This window comes from Marinobacter sp. UBA3607, from assembly GCF_002375525.1.
Lineage (GTDB): Bacteria > Pseudomonadota > Gammaproteobacteria > Pseudomonadales > Oleiphilaceae > Marinobacter > Marinobacter vinifirmus.
The window spans coordinates 1-17,786 of record NZ_DFLY01000026.1; the positions used below are offsets into that span (position 1 = coordinate 1).

Consider the following 17,786-nt stretch of genomic DNA (forward strand, 5'->3'; position numbering starts at 1 on the left):
GTCATCGTCAGGCTCTTAATACCCAAAGCCCCAGTATCCTTGATGCTGGGCTTTTTTCATTTCAGGTCTGGGAAAATAATAGAAGGTCTTCCTGGCCGAGCTATTTACTGATCAGCTCTATCAGACCACCCATAATGCTTTGCATCAGCGCAAAGCGGTCACTGGTTCGTTCTGCGTGGGCCTGAAGTTGCCCTGCTTGCCGGCTGGTTATCCAGGCCAGGGCGATTACCAGCGTTATCACGGCGGCGGACAGCCATCGTATGTTCTTTCTCAGGCGCCTGCTTTGCTCTGCCTGATGGATATGCTTTTCTTCCTGCTGCTGTTTGAGTTCCCTGAGTTGCTCTTCCAGTTCTTCGTAAGCCACCTCCAGGGTGGACATTCGTCCGCTGATCTTTCTCTGTGCCTGTTCCGGAGCTTCGGTAACAGGTTGTCCGACGTTCTCCACAGCCAGTCTGAGCGCTTCGCTGTGCTCCGGTTCCGGGATGTCTGAGAGGATCAAATCCAGGGTTCGCATCAGCTGCTCACGGTCCACCTGCTTGCGGATAACCCCGGCCGCACCGAGCGCCCGGGCCTCTTCGATGTATTTTCCTGCGTTCTGGGAGGTGTACATGAATACGGGGATATCACGGGTATCCGGAAGGCTTTTCAGCTTTTCAAGGGCCTGGAAGCCGTTCATGCCTGGCAGCATATGATCGAGGAAGATGACATCAAAGTGATCGGATTGAAGAACTGGAAAGGCCTGTTCGGCTGTGGCCACGGCTTTGCTGGAAATGTCCGCACGCTCGAGCAGGCGCGCAAGAATGATGCGCGCTGTTGAAGAGTCCTCGATGATAAGCGCGTGGCCCCGTGGCATTCCCTGTCCCTCTGTGGTTAACCGTTTATGGTCTCAGAGGAAACTATATAAGCAGATCAGAAAATATACAGTGGACTAACGGGCCTGGGTGTCATATTTGAGACACCCTTTTGATTTTTCCCTTGTGCAGTGTCAGCGCTTCTGTTTGAGCTGCTTGTTCACCAGTGCCCGCAATGCCGCCGGCTTAACCGGCTTGTAAAGTACCTGGTAGCCTCGGCTGATCGCATCTTCACGTACCTCCGGCGCCATGTAGCCGGTGATCAGGATGCCCGGGATGCCGGCTCCCAGAACCTCTCTGATGCCGTCCATGGCATCGAGCCCGTTACGGTTATCATCCAGCTGGTAATCCGCCAGGATGATATCCGGTTTATGGCCTTCGAGCTTGTTCAGGGCGCTTTCCAGGCTTTCCGCGGCGGTTACCTCGCACTGCCAGTTGCTCAGCAGCGCTACCATTCCCTGAAGGATCGCAGCATCGTTATCGATGCATAGCACCTTCAGGCCGCCCAGACTGGACACCCTTCTGGAGTTGCTGCCTGCCTTGCTGGCACTGGCATGGACCTGCTCTGCCGGAGCCCTGGGCACGGTGACGGCAAAAGTACTGCCTTTGCCCTGGGTTGAGTGCACGGTTACCGGGTGGTCCAGCATGCCACTGATACGGTCGACGATGGCCAGTCCGAGGCCCAGCCCCTTCTTGTCCCGGCCGTGCTGGAAACGCCTGAACTCCTCGAAGATGTGAGCGAGTTGCTCTTCGGACATCCCGGGGCCGGTATCCCAGACTTCAATACGCAGGAAGCCCTTCATGCGCCGACAGCCCATAAGGATCTTGCCACTTGCGGTATAGCGGATGGCATTGGACAGGAAATTCTGGACTACCCGCCGCAATAGCTTCGCATCCGAGCGTACCCAGGCCGAGCTGGGCACCACGTGCAGTTCCAGCTCCTGGTCCTTGGCGATGGCGGAAAACTCGGTAGCCAGGTGCTTCAGGAGGTCGTTAACCGGGAATACCGTAATATCCGGCTCCAGGGCACCGGCATCCAGCTTGGAAATATCCAGCAGGGTGCTGATGATTTCTTCTGCGGCCCCGAGAGAGCTGTCGATGTGCTCGACCAGCTGTTTCGGTTCGCCATCGGTGATCTTGCCGGACAGGGCCGAGGTAAACAGCCGGGCAGCGTTCAGGGGCTGCAGGAGGTCATGGCTGGCTGAGGCAAGGAAGCGGGTCTTGCTCTGGTTAGCCTGTTCCGCCACGGACTTGGCCTTGAGCATCTGCTCGTTGATTACCTGCAATTCCTGGGTCCGTTCCCGAACCCGTTGCTCCAGGTAGATGTTGGTTTCCTTAAGCGCCTGTTCGGTGCGCCGCATGGCAGTGATGTCCTGGAAAGTGGTTACGTAACCACCGCCGGGTATAGGGCTGCCGTCTACCCTGACCACTGTGCCATCCGGCCGTTGACGTTCGTAGGACATGGGCTTGCCATCGCGCATGGCGCTGCAACGGTCTTCTATGATCTCGTCGATACGCCGGGCCGACAGGTTGGCGTTGGTCAGGTTGTAGCGCATCAGGTCTTCGACAGGCCGGCCTACCCGGACAAACCCTTTCGGGTAATGGAACAACTCCAGGTAGCGGTGGTTCCAGACCACCAGCTGTTGCTGGTGATTCACCACAGACACCCCGAGACTGATGTTCTCGATGGCGGATTGCAGCAATTCCCGGCTGAAGGTCATGGCCTGGGAGGCTTCATCAACGATGCTGACCACATCTTCGATCTGCATATCGCGACCGGTCAGGGTGGATTCCAATACGACGCGGGCGGTCGAGGCACCGATGACCGAGGCAAGCTGCCGCTCGATATACTTCATCAGGTGCGATGAGGCAGGCCGGTGCGGATACAGGCGAATGGCATTACGCCGCTCGTAGTTCCGGAAGATGCTTTCCGAGCGTTCCTCGCCCATGAAGCGGTCGGTAAGGGCTTGCAGGTCAGAGGTCAGAATTTCACCCTGCCAGCTCTGGTGCTGGGCGCTTTCCGCTTTTGGTTGGGCCTCATGGAAGAACGCGGCAATTTGTATCTTTTCGCGAATACGTTGCCGGGTGACCAGCGACAGGAAGATGTAGGTCCCCGTGTTAACCCCCAGGCTCCACAGAATGCCATGGCTGGTCTGGTCCAGTTCAGAGCCAAACAGGGCAGTTGGGCGGGTCCAGTGCCAGCCGAAGAGGCCGTTCTCGATGAACCCGGCGGATATCCAGCCGGTAGCAGCCAGTGCAGGCAGGAGCAGGGTGTAGCACCACATCAGGAAACCGAGGCCAAGGCCCCAGACTGCGCCGGTGTAGTTACCCCGGCGCCACAGAATGCCGCCAACCAGGGCCGGGCCGAACTGGGCAGCGGCGGCAAACGAGAGCAGTCCGAAGGCGGTGAGGCTGTAATCGGCCCCGGCCATTCGGTAAAAGCCATAGGCGGTCAGCAGGACTACAAAGATCGCGGCCCGGCGTATGGACAAGAGCAGGAAGCTGAGGTCCGTCCGCCGGTTCATGCGCGGACGGAAGAAGCGCAACAACCCGGGCATGATGATCTCGTTGCTGACCATGGTGGCGATGGCCACCGAGCAGACAATCACCATGGCGGCCGCAGCAGAGCCACCGCCAAGAAACGCCAGTACCGCCAGCCATTGCTCGCCGGCCATGATCGGGAGCTGAAGGATAACGATGTCCGGGTCACTTCCGGCCATGTCTGCGTGCAGCAAGCCGCCGGCAGCGATGGGGATCACAAAGGCGCTGGCAATCACCAGGTAGATGGGCATGGCCCAGCGGGCAACCTCGAAATCCCGGTGGTCCGTGTTTTCAACCACCATAACGTGGAACTGTCGTGGCAGGCAGATAATCGCCAGCATGGCCACCAGGGTTTGGGTGAGGAACGCCGGTGCCTCTATAGCGTCGGTGGTCAGGGTGCCAATCAGGTCCGCCTCGGCGGCTTTCTGGAACAGGTCACCGAAACCGTTGAACAGCCCGTACCCGACGAACAGGCCGACAGCGACAAAGGCGATCAGTTTGATCAGGGATTCGAAGGCCACCGCCTGGATCATGCCACGGTGGTGTTCCGTAGACTCCAGGTGGCGGGTGCCGAACAGCACGGTGAACACGGCCAGGGCAAGGGTGATGTACCAGGCCGAATCGTTCCAGGCTGCGGTACTGATCTCCTGATAGGTATCGCCGGTGCTGGACAGTACGTTGAAGCCGAGGGCAATGGCTTTCAGTTGCAGGGCGATGTAAGGCACGCTGCCGATCAGCGCGAAGATTGCCACCATCGCTGCCAGCAGTTGTGATTTGCCATAACGGGAAGCGATGAAGTCGGCAATCGAGGTGCTGTTGTTGCGCTTGCTGATGTAGATGATTCGTCGTAACAGGGGCGCAAAGAACACGAAAACCAGCAGGGGCCCCAGATAGATGGGGAGGAAGCCAAAGCCTTCCTGGGTGGCGCGGCCGACGGCGCCGTAGAAGGTCCAGGAGGTGAAGTAAACCGCCAGGGAAAGACCGTAAACATGGGTTCGCGCCAACCTGTTCCGGTAAAGCCCGGGGTGGCGGTCACCCGCCCAGGCAATCAGGAACAGCAGGGAGATGTAGGAGATCGAAATCAGTACAAGCAGCCAGGCGCTAATCATGTTGGGTTGCTATCCGGTCTTGGTTATTCAGGCCCCGCAAACAGTTGTGTACAGGGGGTCCTGAAGGTTCAGCAGTTTCATATTGTCGACCCTGGGGCTGCCGTCGGAACCCAGCGGTACCAGCTCGCGGCTCTGGCAGTTAATCAGGTGAACCCGGTGCGAAACGGCATCGGTAACGGTCTGGGAGAAGCGGTAAAGGGTAAACCGGACGATATTGGAATCCGGGGTATCTTTGCTGATGCTGGCTACATCCACCGTGGAAAACGCGGTTACGTAGGGGAAAATAAAGGTCCACGGGCGGAAGAAGATCTTTTCCTGTTCGGTGTTTACCACAACGGCCTGTTCCGGCAGCAATGAGCGTTTGTGGTCATACCAGGTGTATTCGCCGTAGATTAGGTAGCCGAGCATACCGGCACCGGCAAACACCGGGATAATCCATTTGGGCGCGCGCTTGGCGGTGGCGGCACGAATGCCCAGGGCAATACCGGCAGCACCCAGTCCGCAGAATACAGTGGCAACAAAAGTCCAGAACATAAATCGGTATCCTCAAAAAAGAACGGGCTCCCTCACAGAGGAAGCCCGTTCGGTATCAACCTGTCATTGCAGGCAATGATTCAGGCTGTCTTGCAGTTTAATGGTCTTGGGCAGATCCGGCACCGCGCGGGTAACGGACGCTTTCAACCAGTTCCTGGATCTCAACGGGCGGTTCAGCAGTCACTTTGGATACTGCGAAGGCTACCGCAAAGTTGACCACAGCACCAACTGCACCGATGGACAGCGGGGAGATACCCAGTACCCAGTTTTCAGGCGTGTCTGCCAGGTTGTTGGTGCCCGGGATGAAGAACCAGCCTTTGTAGATGAAGATATACACCAGGGTGAAGATCAGACCGGACAGCATACCCAGGGTTGCGCCCACGTTGTTCACACGCTTGGAGAAGATACCCATCATCAGCGCCGGGAACAGGGAGGCTGCCGCGATACCGAATGCCAGCGCTACCACCTGGGCTGCGAAGCCCGGAGGGTTGGCGCCCAGCCAGGTAGCAATCACAATGGCAACCGCCATGGAGATACGGGCCGCCATCAGTTCGCCTTTCTCACTGATGTTCGGGTTGAGTCGGCCTTTGATCAGGTCGTGACTCACCGCCGAGGAGATTGCCAGCAACAGACCCGCTGCAGTCGACAGGGCTGCTGCCAGACCACCTGCGGCGATCAGGCCGATAACCCAGCCCGGCAGGTTGGCGATTTCAGGGTTGGCCAGTACCAGGATGTCGTTGTTAACAACCATCTCGTTGCCTTCCCAGCCACGCTCGGAAGCGGTAGCGGCGAAGTCAGCGTTCTTGTCGTTATACAACTGGATACGGCCGTCGTTGTTCTTGTCCTCGTAGGTGATCAGACCGGTCTCTTCCCAGGTGGCAATCCAGCCCGGACGCTGATCGTACTCGATCGGCTGGGCAGCAGTGCCTTCCGGATAGATGGTGGTCATCAGGTTCAGACGAGCCATGGACGCTACAGCCGGCGCAGTCAGGTACAGCAGTGCGATGAAGACCAGGGCCCAGCCGCCGGACCAGCGCGCGTCAGCAACCTTGGGAACCGTGAAGAAGCGGATGATTACGTGGGGCAGACCTGCAGTACCGATCATCAGGGACAGGGTAAACAGAACCATGTTCAGTTTGTTGTCCACATCTGCGGTGTACTCGCGGAAGCCAAGGTCGGTAACAACCTGGTTCAGCTTGGCCAGCAGCGGCATGCCGGATTCGGCGTGGGTAGAGAACATGCCCAGGCCCGGAATCGGGTTGCCGGTCAGTTGCAGGGAGATGAACACCGCCGGAATGGTGTAGGCAACGATCAGAACGCAGTACTGGGCTACCTGGGTGTAGGTGATGCCTTTCATACCGCCGAGTACCGCGTAGATGAATACAACCACGGCTGCGATGATTAGGCCGTTGGTCGCTTCAACTTCGAGGAAGCGGGAGAACGCAACACCGGCGCCAGCCATCTGGCCGATAACGTAGGTGACAGATGCTACGATCAGGCAGATAACAGCGACCAGGCGGGCGTTGGGGCTGTAGTAACGGTCACCGATGAACTCGGGTACCGTGAACTTGCCGAACTTCCGCAGGTACGGGGCCAGCAGCATGGCCAGCAGCACGTAACCGCCGGTCCAGCCCATCAGGAAGGTGGAGTTGGCGTAACCGCCGGCGGCAATCAGGCCCGCCATGGAGATGAAGGATGCCGCAGACATCCAGTCGGCACCGATAGCCATACCGTTGGTTACCGGGTGAACACCGCCACCGGCAACGTAGAAGTCGCTGGTGCTACCGGCCTTCGCCCAGATGGCGATGCCGATATAGAGGAGGAACGAGCCCCCTACAAACAATAGGTTAATTGCAAATTGGCTCATTGGTTCTTACTCCTCGTGTACGCCGAATTGTTCGTCGATTTTGTTCATGCGCCAGGCGTAGAAGAAAATCAGAACAATGAAGGTAAGAATCGAGCCTTGCTGGGCAAACCAGAAACCGAGGTCGGTCCCGCCGACTTCAATGCCGGCCAGCATGGGGCGTAGCAGGATGGCAAAACCATAGGAGCACAGGCCCCATATGATCAGACTGCCAAAGATAAGGCGTAGGTTCGCCTTCCAGTAGTTCTCAGCGTCGTAGCTATGACCTGACATACAAAATCACTCCTGTATTGTTGTTGTAGAGCTTTGCTGGGTTTTTGCTGGGGTGGTGCGGAAAGAGAATTTATTATTCATGTAATACTTCTCCGACTTGTTGTCATCTCCGACTTTACCGGTCAATGCGTTTGAGGATATTGGCAAATAGTCTAAGTCTCAGTAACTTGCCTTGCATTTGATCAAGGACATCAACGATAAGCCGAGCTAAATCAAAGTCGGTGCATCTGCTGTAAACGGCGTTGATAATGCAGTTTATCGACCAGTTCTTTCAGGGTTTTTACGTCTTTCTTCTGAGCCATATTGAGCGCTGCAAGGGTCAATTCGGCCGTTACCATCGCATCTGCCGCAGCGTGATGCCGTTCACTAATTTGAAGATTGAAGTAGTCGGCCCAGTTATCCAGCCCGCGCCCCTTGGTCTCGGCGTGGGGGAAAAACGCCGGTAACAGCTCCGCCACATCCATCCACAGGTGCTGAGAGGTGTAGCCCAGTTGGGCTTTCAGGGTCTTCTCTAGGAATTTCTGGTCGAACGCTGAGTGGTAGGCCAGGATGGGATCGCCGTTCATCCACTCCAGCAGGTGCAGCAGGGCATCTTCGGTCTCATGGCCCTGGGTCAGGGCTTCTGGCCCGATGCCGTGAATCAGCACGGTTTCGCTGATATCCAGCTCCGGACGGCGCAGGATCAGGTCAAACTGGTCATTCAGGTGGATGACGCCGCTTTCGATGGCCACCGCGCCAATGGCGATGACTTCGTCTTTCGAGAAATTGAGCCCGGTGGTTTCCAGGTCCAGCACGACCAGCCGGGAACGGGTCAGCAGCTGGTCGCTGGCTGTTTTCGGGGCCGGCAGGCTGTCGGTGTCGTGGTCACCGGTAACGCCGCCCCGACGCTGGGCCAGCCATTGTTTGATCTGTTCGAGCATGGTTGCCGGCCTATAGTTGGTAGGTGATTTCCAGTTTTTGCTGCAGCCGCTGGGCCTGGCGGAAAGATTCCCGCAGTATCCGTCTGTCCAGCGGGTTCAGGTCATCCGGATCTATGTAGTTGGTCAGCTCTTCACCTTTATCGAGCATTTCCTGGTGGGCGCGCATGCGGATGGCCTGAATCAGGCTGTAGGCTTCTTTCCAGGCATTGGCATCCTTGGCGTCGAACACATCTTTGCGGGCCAGTGCATCAATCCGTTCCAGTGTGTTGGCGGTTTCAACGCCGTGGGCCAGGGCGAAGACCCTGACGGATTCCACAAACGGCGCCAGCCCCTGGCGTTTCAGGTCCAGGGAGTGCTTTTTCTCGTCGTTCAGGTAACGGAAGTTGCGGAACATGGTCAGCGGCGGTTTGCGCTGCAAGGCGTTGCCGGCCAGCATTTTCTGGAACAGGGCGTTCTTGCGGATGCGGGCCAGTACGTTTTCCAGTAAACGGTGCAGCGGTTCCGACGGGCCGAAGACGGCGCGCATATCCAGGAAAATCGACGAATAGACCAGGTTCTGCGGGGTCGATGCATCGATAAAGCGTATAAACCAGTCGTCCCATTCGCCGATGCTCAGGCACAGTTTCGCGTTGCTGGCCATGATGTTGCCCTTGCACAGGGTGAAGCCGCACTCAGCCAGCTCATCATTGACCTTGCGGGCGAAGGGCAGCAGCTTTTCACGAACCTGTTCCGGGGTCATGCCTTCCGGAGTCTCGAACAGGATGCCGTTGTCCTGGTCGGTCAGCAGGGTCTGCTCCTGCCGGCCTTCGCTGCCGAAGGTGAGCCAGGTGAACGGAATGCCCGGATCGTTCTTTTTCAGGTTCAGTTCCAGCACCCTTCGCACGGTGACATCATTCAGGGTGGTGATGATCTTGACCACCTGGCCGGAGTCCGCGCCATGGGCCAGCATGGCATCCACCAGCCTGGAAACGTCGGTGCGCAGGGCCACCAAGGTGCGGAGGTGGGTAGCGGTGCCGATGGTGCGGGCAAGGTTGACCAGGTCTACCCGCTGGAGGGAGAACAGGTCCCGCTCGGAGACCACACCGATGAGTCGCTGTTCTTCGTCCACCACGCACAAATGGGCAAAGTGATGTTCAGCCATCAGCATGGCTGCCTCGAAGGCATCGGCGGTTGACGGCAGGCAGCAGGGATTCGACGTCATTACCTGGCTGATGGGGGTGTCCAGTGGCCCCTTTTCTTCGGCAACCATGGTGCGCAGGTCGCGCAGGGTAAAGATGCCGGTGGGGTGGCGGCCGTCATCGGTAATGATGATGCTGCCCACGTTGTTTTCGTGCATCCGGGCCACGGCTTTGCGCACCGGCAGGTCCGGGGAGCAGACGATTGGATTGCGCAAGGCATAGCGTTCCAGCGGGGTGTCCAGGCTGTTACTGGAGCCGATGGAGGCCATGGCCTTGGATTGCAGGCGCTGGTTGACCTGCTCCAGCAGGCTGCTGACCCCGCGCAGGCAGAAATCCCGGAACGGCTCGCTTTCAGAAATCAGGGTTACGAAATCTTTCTTCTCGATGCTCAGGCAGAAGGTATCCCCGGCCGCCCGGTGCAGGGTGCGGGTCGGCCGCTCGCCCACCAGCGCGGCCAGGGGGAAGCATTCGCCCTGGCTGATTTCGAAGGTGGTTTCGGTTCGCTCTTCGGTTTTGTGCTGGCGCTCGCCCCGGATCCGGCCTTGCTTGACTACATAGAATTGCTTGGCCTGACCGTCTTCCGGCGACAGCACCACATCACCGTCCGCGTAGAAGCTGAGGGTGGCATGTTCGGCAAAGTGCGCCAGGTGGGTGTCGTCCATGCTTGAAAAGGGAGCGTGTTCCCGCAGGAACGACATAATCGCGCGGGTATTCTGGGGGCGGGTGGTGTCCTGGTTTGCTGCGGCCATAGCGGAGTTCGTCCTGGTCCTGGTGGCGCGGCGGGTTACCGGCGCTCATTCGTTATTGTTGTCCTTCTGCAGTGTAGTGCAGCAGGTCGTTGTTGTACCTTACGATTTTCGTCGCAAACCTTGTCGGTTGTCTGCTTTATGGTAGCCCCGGGCAGTGGTAGAGTTCTGATACTTGTCAATCCGGAAGCAGTTAGTGTCATGACCAGTAAAGACGAACGCCTGGCTTTCCTCGAAGAGATGAAGGATGTCCGGCGGATCCGTAAACCCAACAAAGCGGAAGTGGCGGTTCCACGGGAACTGACGCCGGGCCACCTGGCACGCCAGCAGGCTGCGGTAGAGACCCCGGTGCGCGACCTGAACCCGCTGACCTCAGACATGGTGGAGCCGCTGACGGCCCACGATGTACTGAGCTGGATGCGTCCGGGCATTCAGCATGGCGTGTTCCGCAAGTTGCGGCTGGGCCAGTATCCCATTGAAGCCCGGCTGGACCTGCACCGGATGACCGTAGAAGAGGCCCGGCGGGAAGTGTTCGCCTTTATTAACGATTGCGTGCGCTATGGCCTGCGCTCGGTGATTATCCTGCATGGCAAAGGGGAGCGTAATCCGGACGGGATCGCCCAGCTGAAGAGTTACCTGGCCAAGTGGCTGCCGGAGCTGGATAGCGTGTTGGCGTTCCATTCGGCCCAGAAGCACCACGGTGGCACCGGTGCCGTCTACGTGATGGTGCGCAAAAGCGAACGGGACAAACAGCATAACCGGGAAGTACACGGCAGCCGCTAGGGTGCCTGAACAGTGTGACAAACGAGGAAAGTAATATGACCAAGCGTTCTGTAGCAGTGTTGATGTTAGCAAGCCTTTTTGCCCTGACCGGCTGTAAAGACCGGGTGATCTGGAACGACAACGGCAAGGTGGATGAGGCAACCCAGGACCGGGAAGTCTGGAACACCAATGGCCAGGTCGATTCCGGCGAGCGCAAGATCTGGGTGAATAAAGACGGTAAGGAAGTGGTCAAGTAAGCCCGCGGGCTTGTTTCAAACCACGACACAAAAACTAGAGGAACGGCTCATGGCGTTCAGCCTGACAGTGAATGGAAACCGGCACACGGTGGATGTAGATCCGGATACGCCCCTTTTGTGGGTCATCCGGGATGAACTGGGCCTGAAGGGTACCAAGTTTGGTTGTGGTGCCGGCCTGTGTGGCGCCTGCACTGTGCACGTGAATGGCCAGCCGGCCCGTTCCTGCTCCACCGCCATTGAGCTGGTGGATGGTGCCGAGATTACCACCATCGAAGGGCTGTCAGAGGACGGCAACCTGCATCCCCTGCAGCAGGCCTGGATCAGCGAGGGCGTTCCCCAGTGCGGCTATTGCCAGTCTGGCCAGATTATGACCGCTGCCCACCTGCTGGCAAATAACCCTTCGCCCTCCCGGGATGACATCGTGGCCGCCATGACCGGCAACCTGTGCCGCTGCGGTACCTACGCCCGCATTGTGGCCGCGGTGGAATCGGTGGCCGGCGGTGTTGGCCATTATCAGCCTGGGCAGGAGGGCGCCTGATATGACCATGAACCGCCGTGATTTTATCAAAGTCAGCACTGGTGCCTCCGGCAGTCTGGTGCTGGCCTTGTCGCTCCCGGGCTGTGCCTCGGTACAAACCGGCTTTGAGCCGGAAACCGGTGAATGGACGCCGGATGTCTGGCTGGAGCTCAACAAGCAGGACGAAATTACCTTCACCCTGGCCCGGGTTGAAATGGGTCAGGGCACCTATACCGGCCTGACGACCCTGATTGCGGAAGAGCTGGATGTGGATCCGGCCCGGATTCAGGTGAAGTTCGCCCCGGTAGCGCCGGAATACCGTAACCCGTTTATTGGCCTGCAATTGACCGGCGGCAGTACCAGCGTAGCGAGTAGCTGGCAGCCCCTGCGGGAGGCGGGAGCGTCTGCCAGGTTGATGATGGTTATGGCCGCCGCCCGGGTTTGGGGGGTGGACGCCGATAACTGCCGTACCGACAACGGGCGGGTGCTTCATCCCAACGGGGTGGATTCCCTGCGTTATGGCCAGCTGGTTGAGCTGGCGGACAAAGAAGTGATTCGGGGCGATGTGCCCCTCAAACCCCGTTCGGAGTGGAAATACATCGGCAAGCAGGCCGGCAAACTGGACGCCCGGGCCAAGGCCACGGGCAACGCGGTTTACGGCATTGATGTCGAGCTGCCGGGCATGGTGTACGCGGTGATGACCCGCAGCCCTCGCTACGGAGGCCGTGCCCAATCGTTTAACCGCGATGAGATCCTGGCCATGGCTGACGTGCAGGCGGCGTTTATCACTGAACGCGGTGTCGCCGTGGTGGCAGGCAGTTACTGGAAAGCCCGGAAAGCACAGCAGGCTGTGCGCGTGGAGTGGGATTTCTCCGAGGCCCTGGATACCACGGTTGATGAGGTGTTCGAGGGCTATCGTAAAGCCGCCAGCGAAGACCCTGGCGAGCAGGAACGCTCTGAAGGCGATGTGGAAGAGGCCATCAGCAAAGCTGGGCGCGTGGTGGAAGCCGAGTACGAACAGCCATACCTGGCCCACGCGCCGATGGAACCCATGAATGCCACCGCCTGGTACCACGATGGCGGCATGGAGATCTGGGCACCAACGCAGGCACCGGATCTCGGGCGCATTGCGGCCTGCCGGAATTCGGACCTTTCACCGGATGACGTGACCGTACACACCACCTTCCTGGGTGGCGGATTCGGTCGCCGGCTGACCCAGGATTACATCGAGGAAGCCGCTGCGGTTGCCTATGAGCTGAAGGTGCCGGTCAAACTGATCTGGTCCCGGGAAGAAGACATGCGCCACGGTTTCTGGCGCCCCGCCATGCTGCACCGTATGACTGCCAGCCTGGACGGTTCTGATCTCACCGGCTGGGATCACCAGATTGTCGGCCCGCAGGTTCTGGACTGGTACGTGCGCAACGCTGCGCCGGCACAGTATCCCTGGGCACCAAAATTTCTCTACAACACCCTCGGTAAAGTGGGTTTGATGGTTGAGGGCCTGGCTACACCAAAAGATGTGTCTGCCATAGAAGGATCTATCGGCTATCCCTATCAGGTTCCGAATGTCAGCGTGCGACACACCCATACCGACCCCGGCGTGCCCATTACCTGGTGGCGCTCAGTAGGCTACTCCCACAATGGGTTTGCTGTTGAAACCTTTATGGACGAACTGGCCCACGAGGCCGGGCAGGATCCTCTGGAATTCCGCCGAAAACTGCTGGCCAAAGAGCCGCGCCACGCCAGGGTTCTGGAGCGGGCGGCGGATCTGGCGCAGTGGGGCACGCCGCTCCCCGAAGGCAGAGCGCGCGGCATAGCGCTGTTCCAGAGTTTTGGCACTTACGTAGCCCAGGTGGTGGAAGCCGGTATCGAGAACGGCGAGATCCGTGTGTACAAGGTGACCGCCAGCGTGGACTGTGGCCAGGTGGTGAACCCGCGCATCGTGGAAGACCAGATTTCCGGCGGTATTCTTTTCGGCCTGACGGCGGCGTTGTTTGGTGAAATCACCTTTAACAAGGGTGAAGTCCAGCAGAGCAACTTCCACGATTATCGGCTATTGCAGATGCACCAGGTGCCTGAGGTTGTGGTGGATATTGTCGACAGCGATGAAGCCCCCACCGGCGTGGGCGAGCCGGGTGTGCCGCCGGTGATTCCTGCTCTGGGCAATGCGCTGTTTGCACTGACCGGTAAGCGTCAGCGCCGGTTGCCGCTTACCGTATGATCAAGCGGTTTGGTGTAATAGACGGAGAATCCCAGTGTTTGATGTGACCCGATACGCTATTGCCGCCCAGTCCATCGTGGATGCCGGGCGCTTCCTGTATGACCGGGGCTGGTCGCCGGCCACCAGTAGCAACTATTCTGCCCGCATCGACAGCGACCACGTTGCTATTACCGTGTCCGGTCGTCATAAAGGCCAGCTCGCTGCCGGTGATGTGATGGTGGTAGACCTGAACGGCAACCCGGTCCAGAGTAACTGCAAGTCCTCGGCAGAAACCCTGTTGCACACGGTGTTGTACCAGGTGTTTCCGGATGCGGGTGCAGTGCTGCACACCCACTCGGTGAAGGCTACCGTGCTCAGCCGCCTGATCCCGCCGGGCAAATCCCTGGAACTGGAAGGCTATGAACTGCAAAAAGCCTTTGCCGGGGTAACCAGCCATGAGGGGCGGCTATCGATACCGGTATTCGACAACACCCAGGATATTCCGGCCCTGGCGGAACAGACCGGCGAATGGTTCCGGGCTCATCCGGAACAGCCGGGTTACCTGATTCGGGGCCATGGCCTGTATACCTGGGGCGCCACCATGGCCGATTGCCTGCGCCATGTGGAAGCCTTTGAATTCCTGTTTGAATGTGAACTTGAAACCATGAGAGTCCGCCCATGACCACCCTGAGCATTTTCCAGCAGAACCAGCCGCAAGCGGCCCACACCGTAACCACCGACCCGCAGGTGATTCGCGATACGCTGGCCAGCCAGGGTGTGCGCTTTGAGCAATGGCCAACCCGGGAGCTGCCGGCTTCGGCCACCCAGGAACAGATTCTGGAAGCCTACGCGGATGAGGTCGCCAGCCTGAAGCAGGAATGCGGTTTCCAGACCGCCGATGTGGTCAGCCTGACCGCGGACCACCCGGATAAAGACGCCTTCCGCCAGAAGTTCCTCGACGAGCACACCCACAGCGAAGACGAAGTGCGTTTCTTTGTGCGCGGGCAGGGGCTGTTCTACCTGCATTTTGGTGATCAGGTGTATGCCCTGATGTGCGAAAAGAATGACCTGATCAGCGTGCCGGATGGCACCCGCCACTGGTTTGATATGGGCCCGGAGCCGGAATTTACCTGTATTCGCCTGTTCTCTAACCCGGAAGGCTGGGTGGCCAGCTTCACCGGTGAGGAGATTGCCTCCGCCCTGCCCAGGTATGAAGCGCTGGCGGGGGTGGCCTGATGATCCGGGTGATTCTGACCGACATCGAAGGCACCACCAGCTCTATCTCCTTTGTACACGAGGTGCTGTTCCCCTACGCCAGCGAACACCTGCCGGCGTTTGTGCGGGCCCATCACCACACCACGCCGGCGGTTGCAGAGCAGCTGGCGATTGTGGCGCAGAAAAGCGGTGTCGACGGTAAGGACGTGGAAGCCCTTATCGAAGTGCTCCAAGGCTGGATCAGCGAGGACCGCAAGGAAGGTTCCCTCAAGGCCTTGCAGGGCATGGTCTGGGAGCAGGGCTATCACAGCGGCGAGCTGAAGGGCGATATCTACCCGGATGCGGCGGACTACCTGCAGCGCTGGCATGATCGGGGTCTGAGACTGTTCGTATATTCCTCTGGCTCGGTGAAGGCCCAGAAGCTGATTTTTGGTCACAGCAGTGAAGGCGACTTTACACCGTTTTTCTCCGGGTATTTTGATACCGGCGTAGGTGGCAAGAAAGAAGCGCAGTCGTACCGTAACATCCTGGATGAGCTGGGTGTCGAGCCGGGTTCTGTGCTGTTTCTCTCGGACGTTGAAGCCGAGCTTGAAGCGGCCGAGCAGGCGGGCATAAAAACCGCCTGGCTGGTACGTGAGGGTGAATTGCCGGACGCCGGTCGCTTCGTGGCCCGGGACTTTGCGGAGGTAGACGCGCTGCTGCGTAAACGCTAGGAGGTCGATTTATGCCCGGACTGTTAAGGCTGCAATGGCTGGTTCCGGGTATCTGTGCCCTGTTTCTGGCTGGATGTAACCCGTTCTCCGAAGCCAGGCCGATGATGACCGAGTACCTGGAACGCCTGGCCCGGGTACTTGAAGCCCCCGCTGTTTCCCTGCCTGAAGAGTTGCCGCCGGCATCGCAATTACCCCGCCGCCGTGACCGCGTGCTGGACATGCCGGAACTGGACATCGGCATGCTCGAATTCCTGTCGCTGTATGGCTGTGAGCTGCAGTATGTGGTGGGTGAGAAGAACTCGGTCATGGGCAGGGTGATGCAGCCGGTAAACCGCCTGCGATACGAAGTGCGTTTTATCCGCGCGGCGGAAGACTGCCTGCCGGAGGTGGAGGATGAAGACCTTGGGGAAACCCTGGCTGAAGCGATCGAGAGCAAGCGGGATTCGTTACCCCGGGCTGTCTGGAACGCTACCTGGGGCACCGAAGAAATCGAGAACCTGTTTACCCTGAGTAAAGGTTTTTACCCGGTGGGTGAAGGCCAGCTTCCGGTGTCTGACCTGCTGCGGGATCTGAAACAATTGAACGAGACGGTGAGGGCCTTGTCGCGGCAGCAGCTTGACGTTTCCCTGGACAACCTGGGTGCCATCCATCAGCGCTGGCAGGCCGAATACCGGGCCGGGCAACTGGTTAACAGTGCCCGCTTGCTCATTGCCACGCTGGATACCGGCACCGAAGTGCTTCAGGCCAGGCTGGCAGAACGGCCGCTATGCCTTAACGGGAAACCGAACAACCAGTCCGACATCGTTCGCAGTTTTTTCTTCAGTGTGTACATCGGTGAGGTTCAGCCCTACATGAGTGATGTCAGCCGGGCGGCCGATACCCTGATTGCGGGTTTCGCAGAGCTGGCGGCGAAGCAGGAAGCGCAAATGCCGGAAGTCTTTGGTGGCTGGGCTCGCCGGCACCTGCAGGCTGGTGAGGAAGGCAGCCTCTGGCATCAGCTTGATGGCGCAATGATGCGCCACACACGCCACTGGCAGCAACTGCTGGAACAATGCGGGCTGAGGCCGGGTGCCTGACAGCCCGCACTGGCTATAGCCGGCGTTAGCCCGCCGCCACTGGCCGGTTCACTTTCAGGTGCACCATGGCCACGGTGAACAGCAGGAAGGTGAGAATGGTCATGATTACTGGCCCTGCAGCACCTTCGCTCAGCCAGGCCGAAACCACCGCCTGGGTAAAGTAGAAGATCAGTACAAAGGCCATCCAGATATAGCCCCGGTTATGACCGCGGAAAACCGGCACGGCAAACGCCAGCAGCGGCAGGAGTTTGACCGTCAGCATCAGGGAAATCGAGACGCCTTCCACGGGTGCCGGGTAGAAGGTAGTCAGCAGCAAGCCGGCCAGCACCGAGATGTACAGGGCGATGGTCAGGCGTGCCGTGGTTTTTGCTTTGTCGTTGTGGAGCATAGAAGGTTCCGGGTGGTGGAGTTCGAATCAGTCAGCCAGTTTCACGGCCAGCCGGGCTAGCCGTTCGCCAAAGGCCTGGCACAGGGCTTTCTCGTGTTCGCTCAAACCTTGCTGGGCGCCGGTGCCGGCCCAGTGTGAAGGCCCGTAGGGGGTGCCGCCAGTGCTGGTTTCATTCAGGGCGCTCTCCGAGTAGGGCAGGCCGCACAGCACCATGCCGTGGTGCAGCAGAGGCAACATCATGGTGAGCAGGGTGGTTTCCTGACCGCCATGCAGGCTGCCGGTGGAGGTGAACGCACCGCCAGGCTTGCCGGCGAGCTTGCCGTTCAGCCACAGGTCTCCGGTGCCGTCCAGGAAGTGCTTGAGCGGTGCCGCCATATTTCCGAAGCGGGTAGGGCTGCCCAGTGCCAGGCCGGCACAGTTGGCCAGCTCTTCCCGGGTTGCATAGGGAGCGCCGGTATCCGGAACCGGGGGCAGGCTGGCGGTGGTGTCCGGCGACACCGGCGGAACGGTGCGGATCTTCGCTTCCATCCCGCTTACCCGGGCCACGCCCCGGCCAATCTGGGTAGCCATGTCGGCGGTCTGGCCGTTCCGGCTGTAATAAAGAACAAGAATGTACGGGCTGGTATCGCTCATGCCTGGCTC

The 17,786-nt window shown here is 59.1% G+C and carries 17 protein-coding genes; 8 read left to right on the plus strand and 9 right to left on the minus strand.

Annotated elements, in window-relative coordinates:
* Positions 1–100: 100 nt before the first annotated feature.
* From B2589_RS10030 to B2589_RS10060, 7 genes are all read right to left on the minus strand, one after another.
* Positions 101–853, minus strand: coding sequence for a response regulator (locus B2589_RS10030; RefSeq protein ID WP_199455904.1), 753 nt, complete (start codon positions 851–853; stop codon positions 101–103).
* A 132-nt stretch (positions 854–985) separates the two neighbouring features.
* Positions 986–4,501: a PAS domain-containing hybrid sensor histidine kinase/response regulator gene (locus B2589_RS10035; protein WP_286816486.1), complete on the minus strand. Its 3,516-nt coding sequence runs from the start codon at positions 4,499–4,501 to the stop codon at positions 986–988.
* Between the two features lie 27 nt (positions 4,502–4,528).
* A complete protein-coding gene (locus tag B2589_RS10040; protein WP_199455902.1) occupies positions 4,529–5,035 on the minus strand; it encodes a hypothetical protein in 507 nt (168 codons plus the stop codon).
* A gap of 97 nt (positions 5,036–5,132) precedes the next feature.
* The gene (locus B2589_RS10045; RefSeq protein WP_286816487.1) at positions 5,133–6,902 is read right to left on the minus strand and encodes a sodium:solute symporter family protein; all 1,770 of its coding nucleotides are present in this window, start codon (positions 6,900–6,902) and stop codon (positions 5,133–5,135) included.
* A gap of 6 nt (positions 6,903–6,908) precedes the next feature.
* Entirely contained in the window at positions 6,909–7,172 is a 264-nt protein-coding gene (locus B2589_RS10050) for a DUF4212 domain-containing protein (RefSeq protein WP_022990046.1), read from the minus strand.
* A gap of 212 nt (positions 7,173–7,384) precedes the next feature.
* A complete protein-coding gene (locus B2589_RS10055; RefSeq protein ID WP_094625604.1) occupies positions 7,385–8,092 on the minus strand; it encodes a 3'-5' exonuclease in 708 nt (235 codons plus the stop codon).
* Between the two features lie 10 nt (positions 8,093–8,102).
* The gene (locus tag B2589_RS10060) at positions 8,103–10,019 is read right to left on the minus strand and encodes a putative nucleotidyltransferase substrate binding domain-containing protein (protein ID WP_286816488.1); all 1,917 of its coding nucleotides are present in this window, start codon (positions 10,017–10,019) and stop codon (positions 8,103–8,105) included.
* Positions 10,020–10,217: 198 nt separating this feature from the next.
* On the opposite strand from B2589_RS10060, the gene smrA reads away from it, so the two are divergent.
* The 8 genes from smrA to B2589_RS10100 are packed head-to-tail and all read left to right on the plus strand — an operon-like array spanning position 10,218 to position 16,756.
* Positions 10,218–10,799, plus strand: coding sequence for a DNA endonuclease SmrA (smrA, locus tag B2589_RS10065; RefSeq protein ID WP_022990049.1), 582 nt, complete (start codon positions 10,218–10,220; stop codon positions 10,797–10,799).
* A gap of 35 nt (positions 10,800–10,834) precedes the next feature.
* Positions 10,835–11,035, plus strand: a complete 201-nt coding sequence (locus B2589_RS10070; RefSeq protein ID WP_286816489.1) for a hypothetical protein — start codon at positions 10,835–10,837, stop codon at positions 11,033–11,035.
* Positions 11,036–11,084: 49 nt separating this feature from the next.
* Positions 11,085–11,573 carry a (2Fe-2S)-binding protein gene (locus B2589_RS10075; protein ID WP_022990051.1) on the plus strand — a complete coding sequence of 163 codons (489 nt, stop codon included), beginning with the start codon at positions 11,085–11,087 and terminating at the stop codon, positions 11,571–11,573.
* 1 nt (position 11,574) lies between these two features.
* Complete coding sequence (locus tag B2589_RS10080) at positions 11,575–13,773, plus strand: xanthine dehydrogenase family protein molybdopterin-binding subunit (RefSeq protein ID WP_286816490.1); 2,199 nt, start codon at positions 11,575–11,577, stop codon at positions 13,771–13,773.
* Between the two features lie 34 nt (positions 13,774–13,807).
* A complete protein-coding gene (locus B2589_RS10085; RefSeq protein ID WP_058340651.1) occupies positions 13,808–14,434 on the plus strand; it encodes a methylthioribulose 1-phosphate dehydratase in 627 nt (208 codons plus the stop codon).
* Complete coding sequence (locus B2589_RS10090; RefSeq protein WP_286816492.1) at positions 14,431–14,988, plus strand: 1,2-dihydroxy-3-keto-5-methylthiopentene dioxygenase; 558 nt, start codon at positions 14,431–14,433, stop codon at positions 14,986–14,988. The genes B2589_RS10085 and B2589_RS10090 overlap by 4 nt, the downstream gene beginning before the upstream one ends.
* Entirely contained in the window at positions 14,988–15,680 is a 693-nt protein-coding gene (gene mtnC, locus B2589_RS10095; protein WP_286816493.1) for an acireductone synthase, read from the plus strand. Before B2589_RS10090 ends, mtnC begins: the two co-directional genes overlap by 1 nt.
* 11 nt (positions 15,681–15,691) lie before the next feature.
* On the plus strand, positions 15,692–16,756 hold the full coding sequence (locus B2589_RS10100) for a DUF3080 domain-containing protein (protein WP_286816495.1): 1,065 nt from the start codon (positions 15,692–15,694) through the stop codon (positions 16,754–16,756).
* A 25-nt stretch (positions 16,757–16,781) separates the two neighbouring features.
* Here the strand turns inward: B2589_RS10100 and B2589_RS10105 are convergent, their stop codons facing one another.
* Complete coding sequence (locus B2589_RS10105; RefSeq protein WP_022990057.1) at positions 16,782–17,144, minus strand: DUF2069 domain-containing protein; 363 nt, start codon at positions 17,142–17,144, stop codon at positions 16,782–16,784.
* 27 nt (positions 17,145–17,171) lie between these two features.
* Complete coding sequence (wrbA, locus tag B2589_RS10110; protein ID WP_022990058.1) at positions 17,172–17,777, minus strand: NAD(P)H:quinone oxidoreductase; 606 nt, start codon at positions 17,775–17,777, stop codon at positions 17,172–17,174.
* Positions 17,778–17,786 lie beyond the last annotated feature (9 nt).

What these genes read in the sequence shown, in the direction of transcription:
- B2589_RS10030 (WP_199455904.1), bottom strand. Translation starts at nt 853, where the DNA reads ATGCCACGGGGCCACGCGCTTATCATCGAGGACTCTTCAACAGCGCGC.
- B2589_RS10035 (WP_286816486.1), bottom strand. Translation starts at nt 4,501, where the DNA reads ATGATTAGCGCCTGGCTGCTTGTACTGATTTCGATCTCCTACATCTCC.
- B2589_RS10040 (WP_199455902.1), bottom strand. Translation starts at nt 5,035, where the DNA reads ATGTTCTGGACTTTTGTTGCCACTGTATTCTGCGGACTGGGTGCTGCC.
- B2589_RS10045 (WP_286816487.1), bottom strand. Translation starts at nt 6,902, where the DNA reads ATGAGCCAATTTGCAATTAACCTATTGTTTGTAGGGGGCTCGTTCCTC.
- B2589_RS10050 (WP_022990046.1), bottom strand. Translation starts at nt 7,172, where the DNA reads ATGTCAGGTCATAGCTACGACGCTGAGAACTACTGGAAGGCGAACCTA.
- B2589_RS10055 (WP_094625604.1), bottom strand. Translation starts at nt 8,092, where the DNA reads ATGCTCGAACAGATCAAACAATGGCTGGCCCAGCGTCGGGGCGGCGTT.
- B2589_RS10060 (WP_286816488.1), bottom strand. Translation starts at nt 10,019, where the DNA reads ATGGCCGCAGCAAACCAGGACACCACCCGCCCCCAGAATACCCGCGCG.
- smrA (WP_022990049.1), top strand. Translation starts at nt 10,218, where the DNA reads ATGACCAGTAAAGACGAACGCCTGGCTTTCCTCGAAGAGATGAAGGAT.
- B2589_RS10070 (WP_286816489.1), top strand. Translation starts at nt 10,835, where the DNA reads ATGACCAAGCGTTCTGTAGCAGTGTTGATGTTAGCAAGCCTTTTTGCC.
- B2589_RS10075 (WP_022990051.1), top strand. Translation starts at nt 11,085, where the DNA reads ATGGCGTTCAGCCTGACAGTGAATGGAAACCGGCACACGGTGGATGTA.
- B2589_RS10080 (WP_286816490.1), top strand. Translation starts at nt 11,575, where the DNA reads ATGACCATGAACCGCCGTGATTTTATCAAAGTCAGCACTGGTGCCTCC.
- B2589_RS10090 (WP_286816492.1), top strand. Translation starts at nt 14,431, where the DNA reads ATGACCACCCTGAGCATTTTCCAGCAGAACCAGCCGCAAGCGGCCCAC.
- mtnC (WP_286816493.1), top strand. Translation starts at nt 14,988, where the DNA reads ATGATCCGGGTGATTCTGACCGACATCGAAGGCACCACCAGCTCTATC.
- B2589_RS10100 (WP_286816495.1), top strand. Translation starts at nt 15,692, where the DNA reads ATGCCCGGACTGTTAAGGCTGCAATGGCTGGTTCCGGGTATCTGTGCC.
- B2589_RS10105 (WP_022990057.1), bottom strand. Translation starts at nt 17,144, where the DNA reads ATGCTCCACAACGACAAAGCAAAAACCACGGCACGCCTGACCATCGCC.
- wrbA (WP_022990058.1), bottom strand. Translation starts at nt 17,777, where the DNA reads ATGAGCGATACCAGCCCGTACATTCTTGTTCTTTATTACAGCCGGAAC.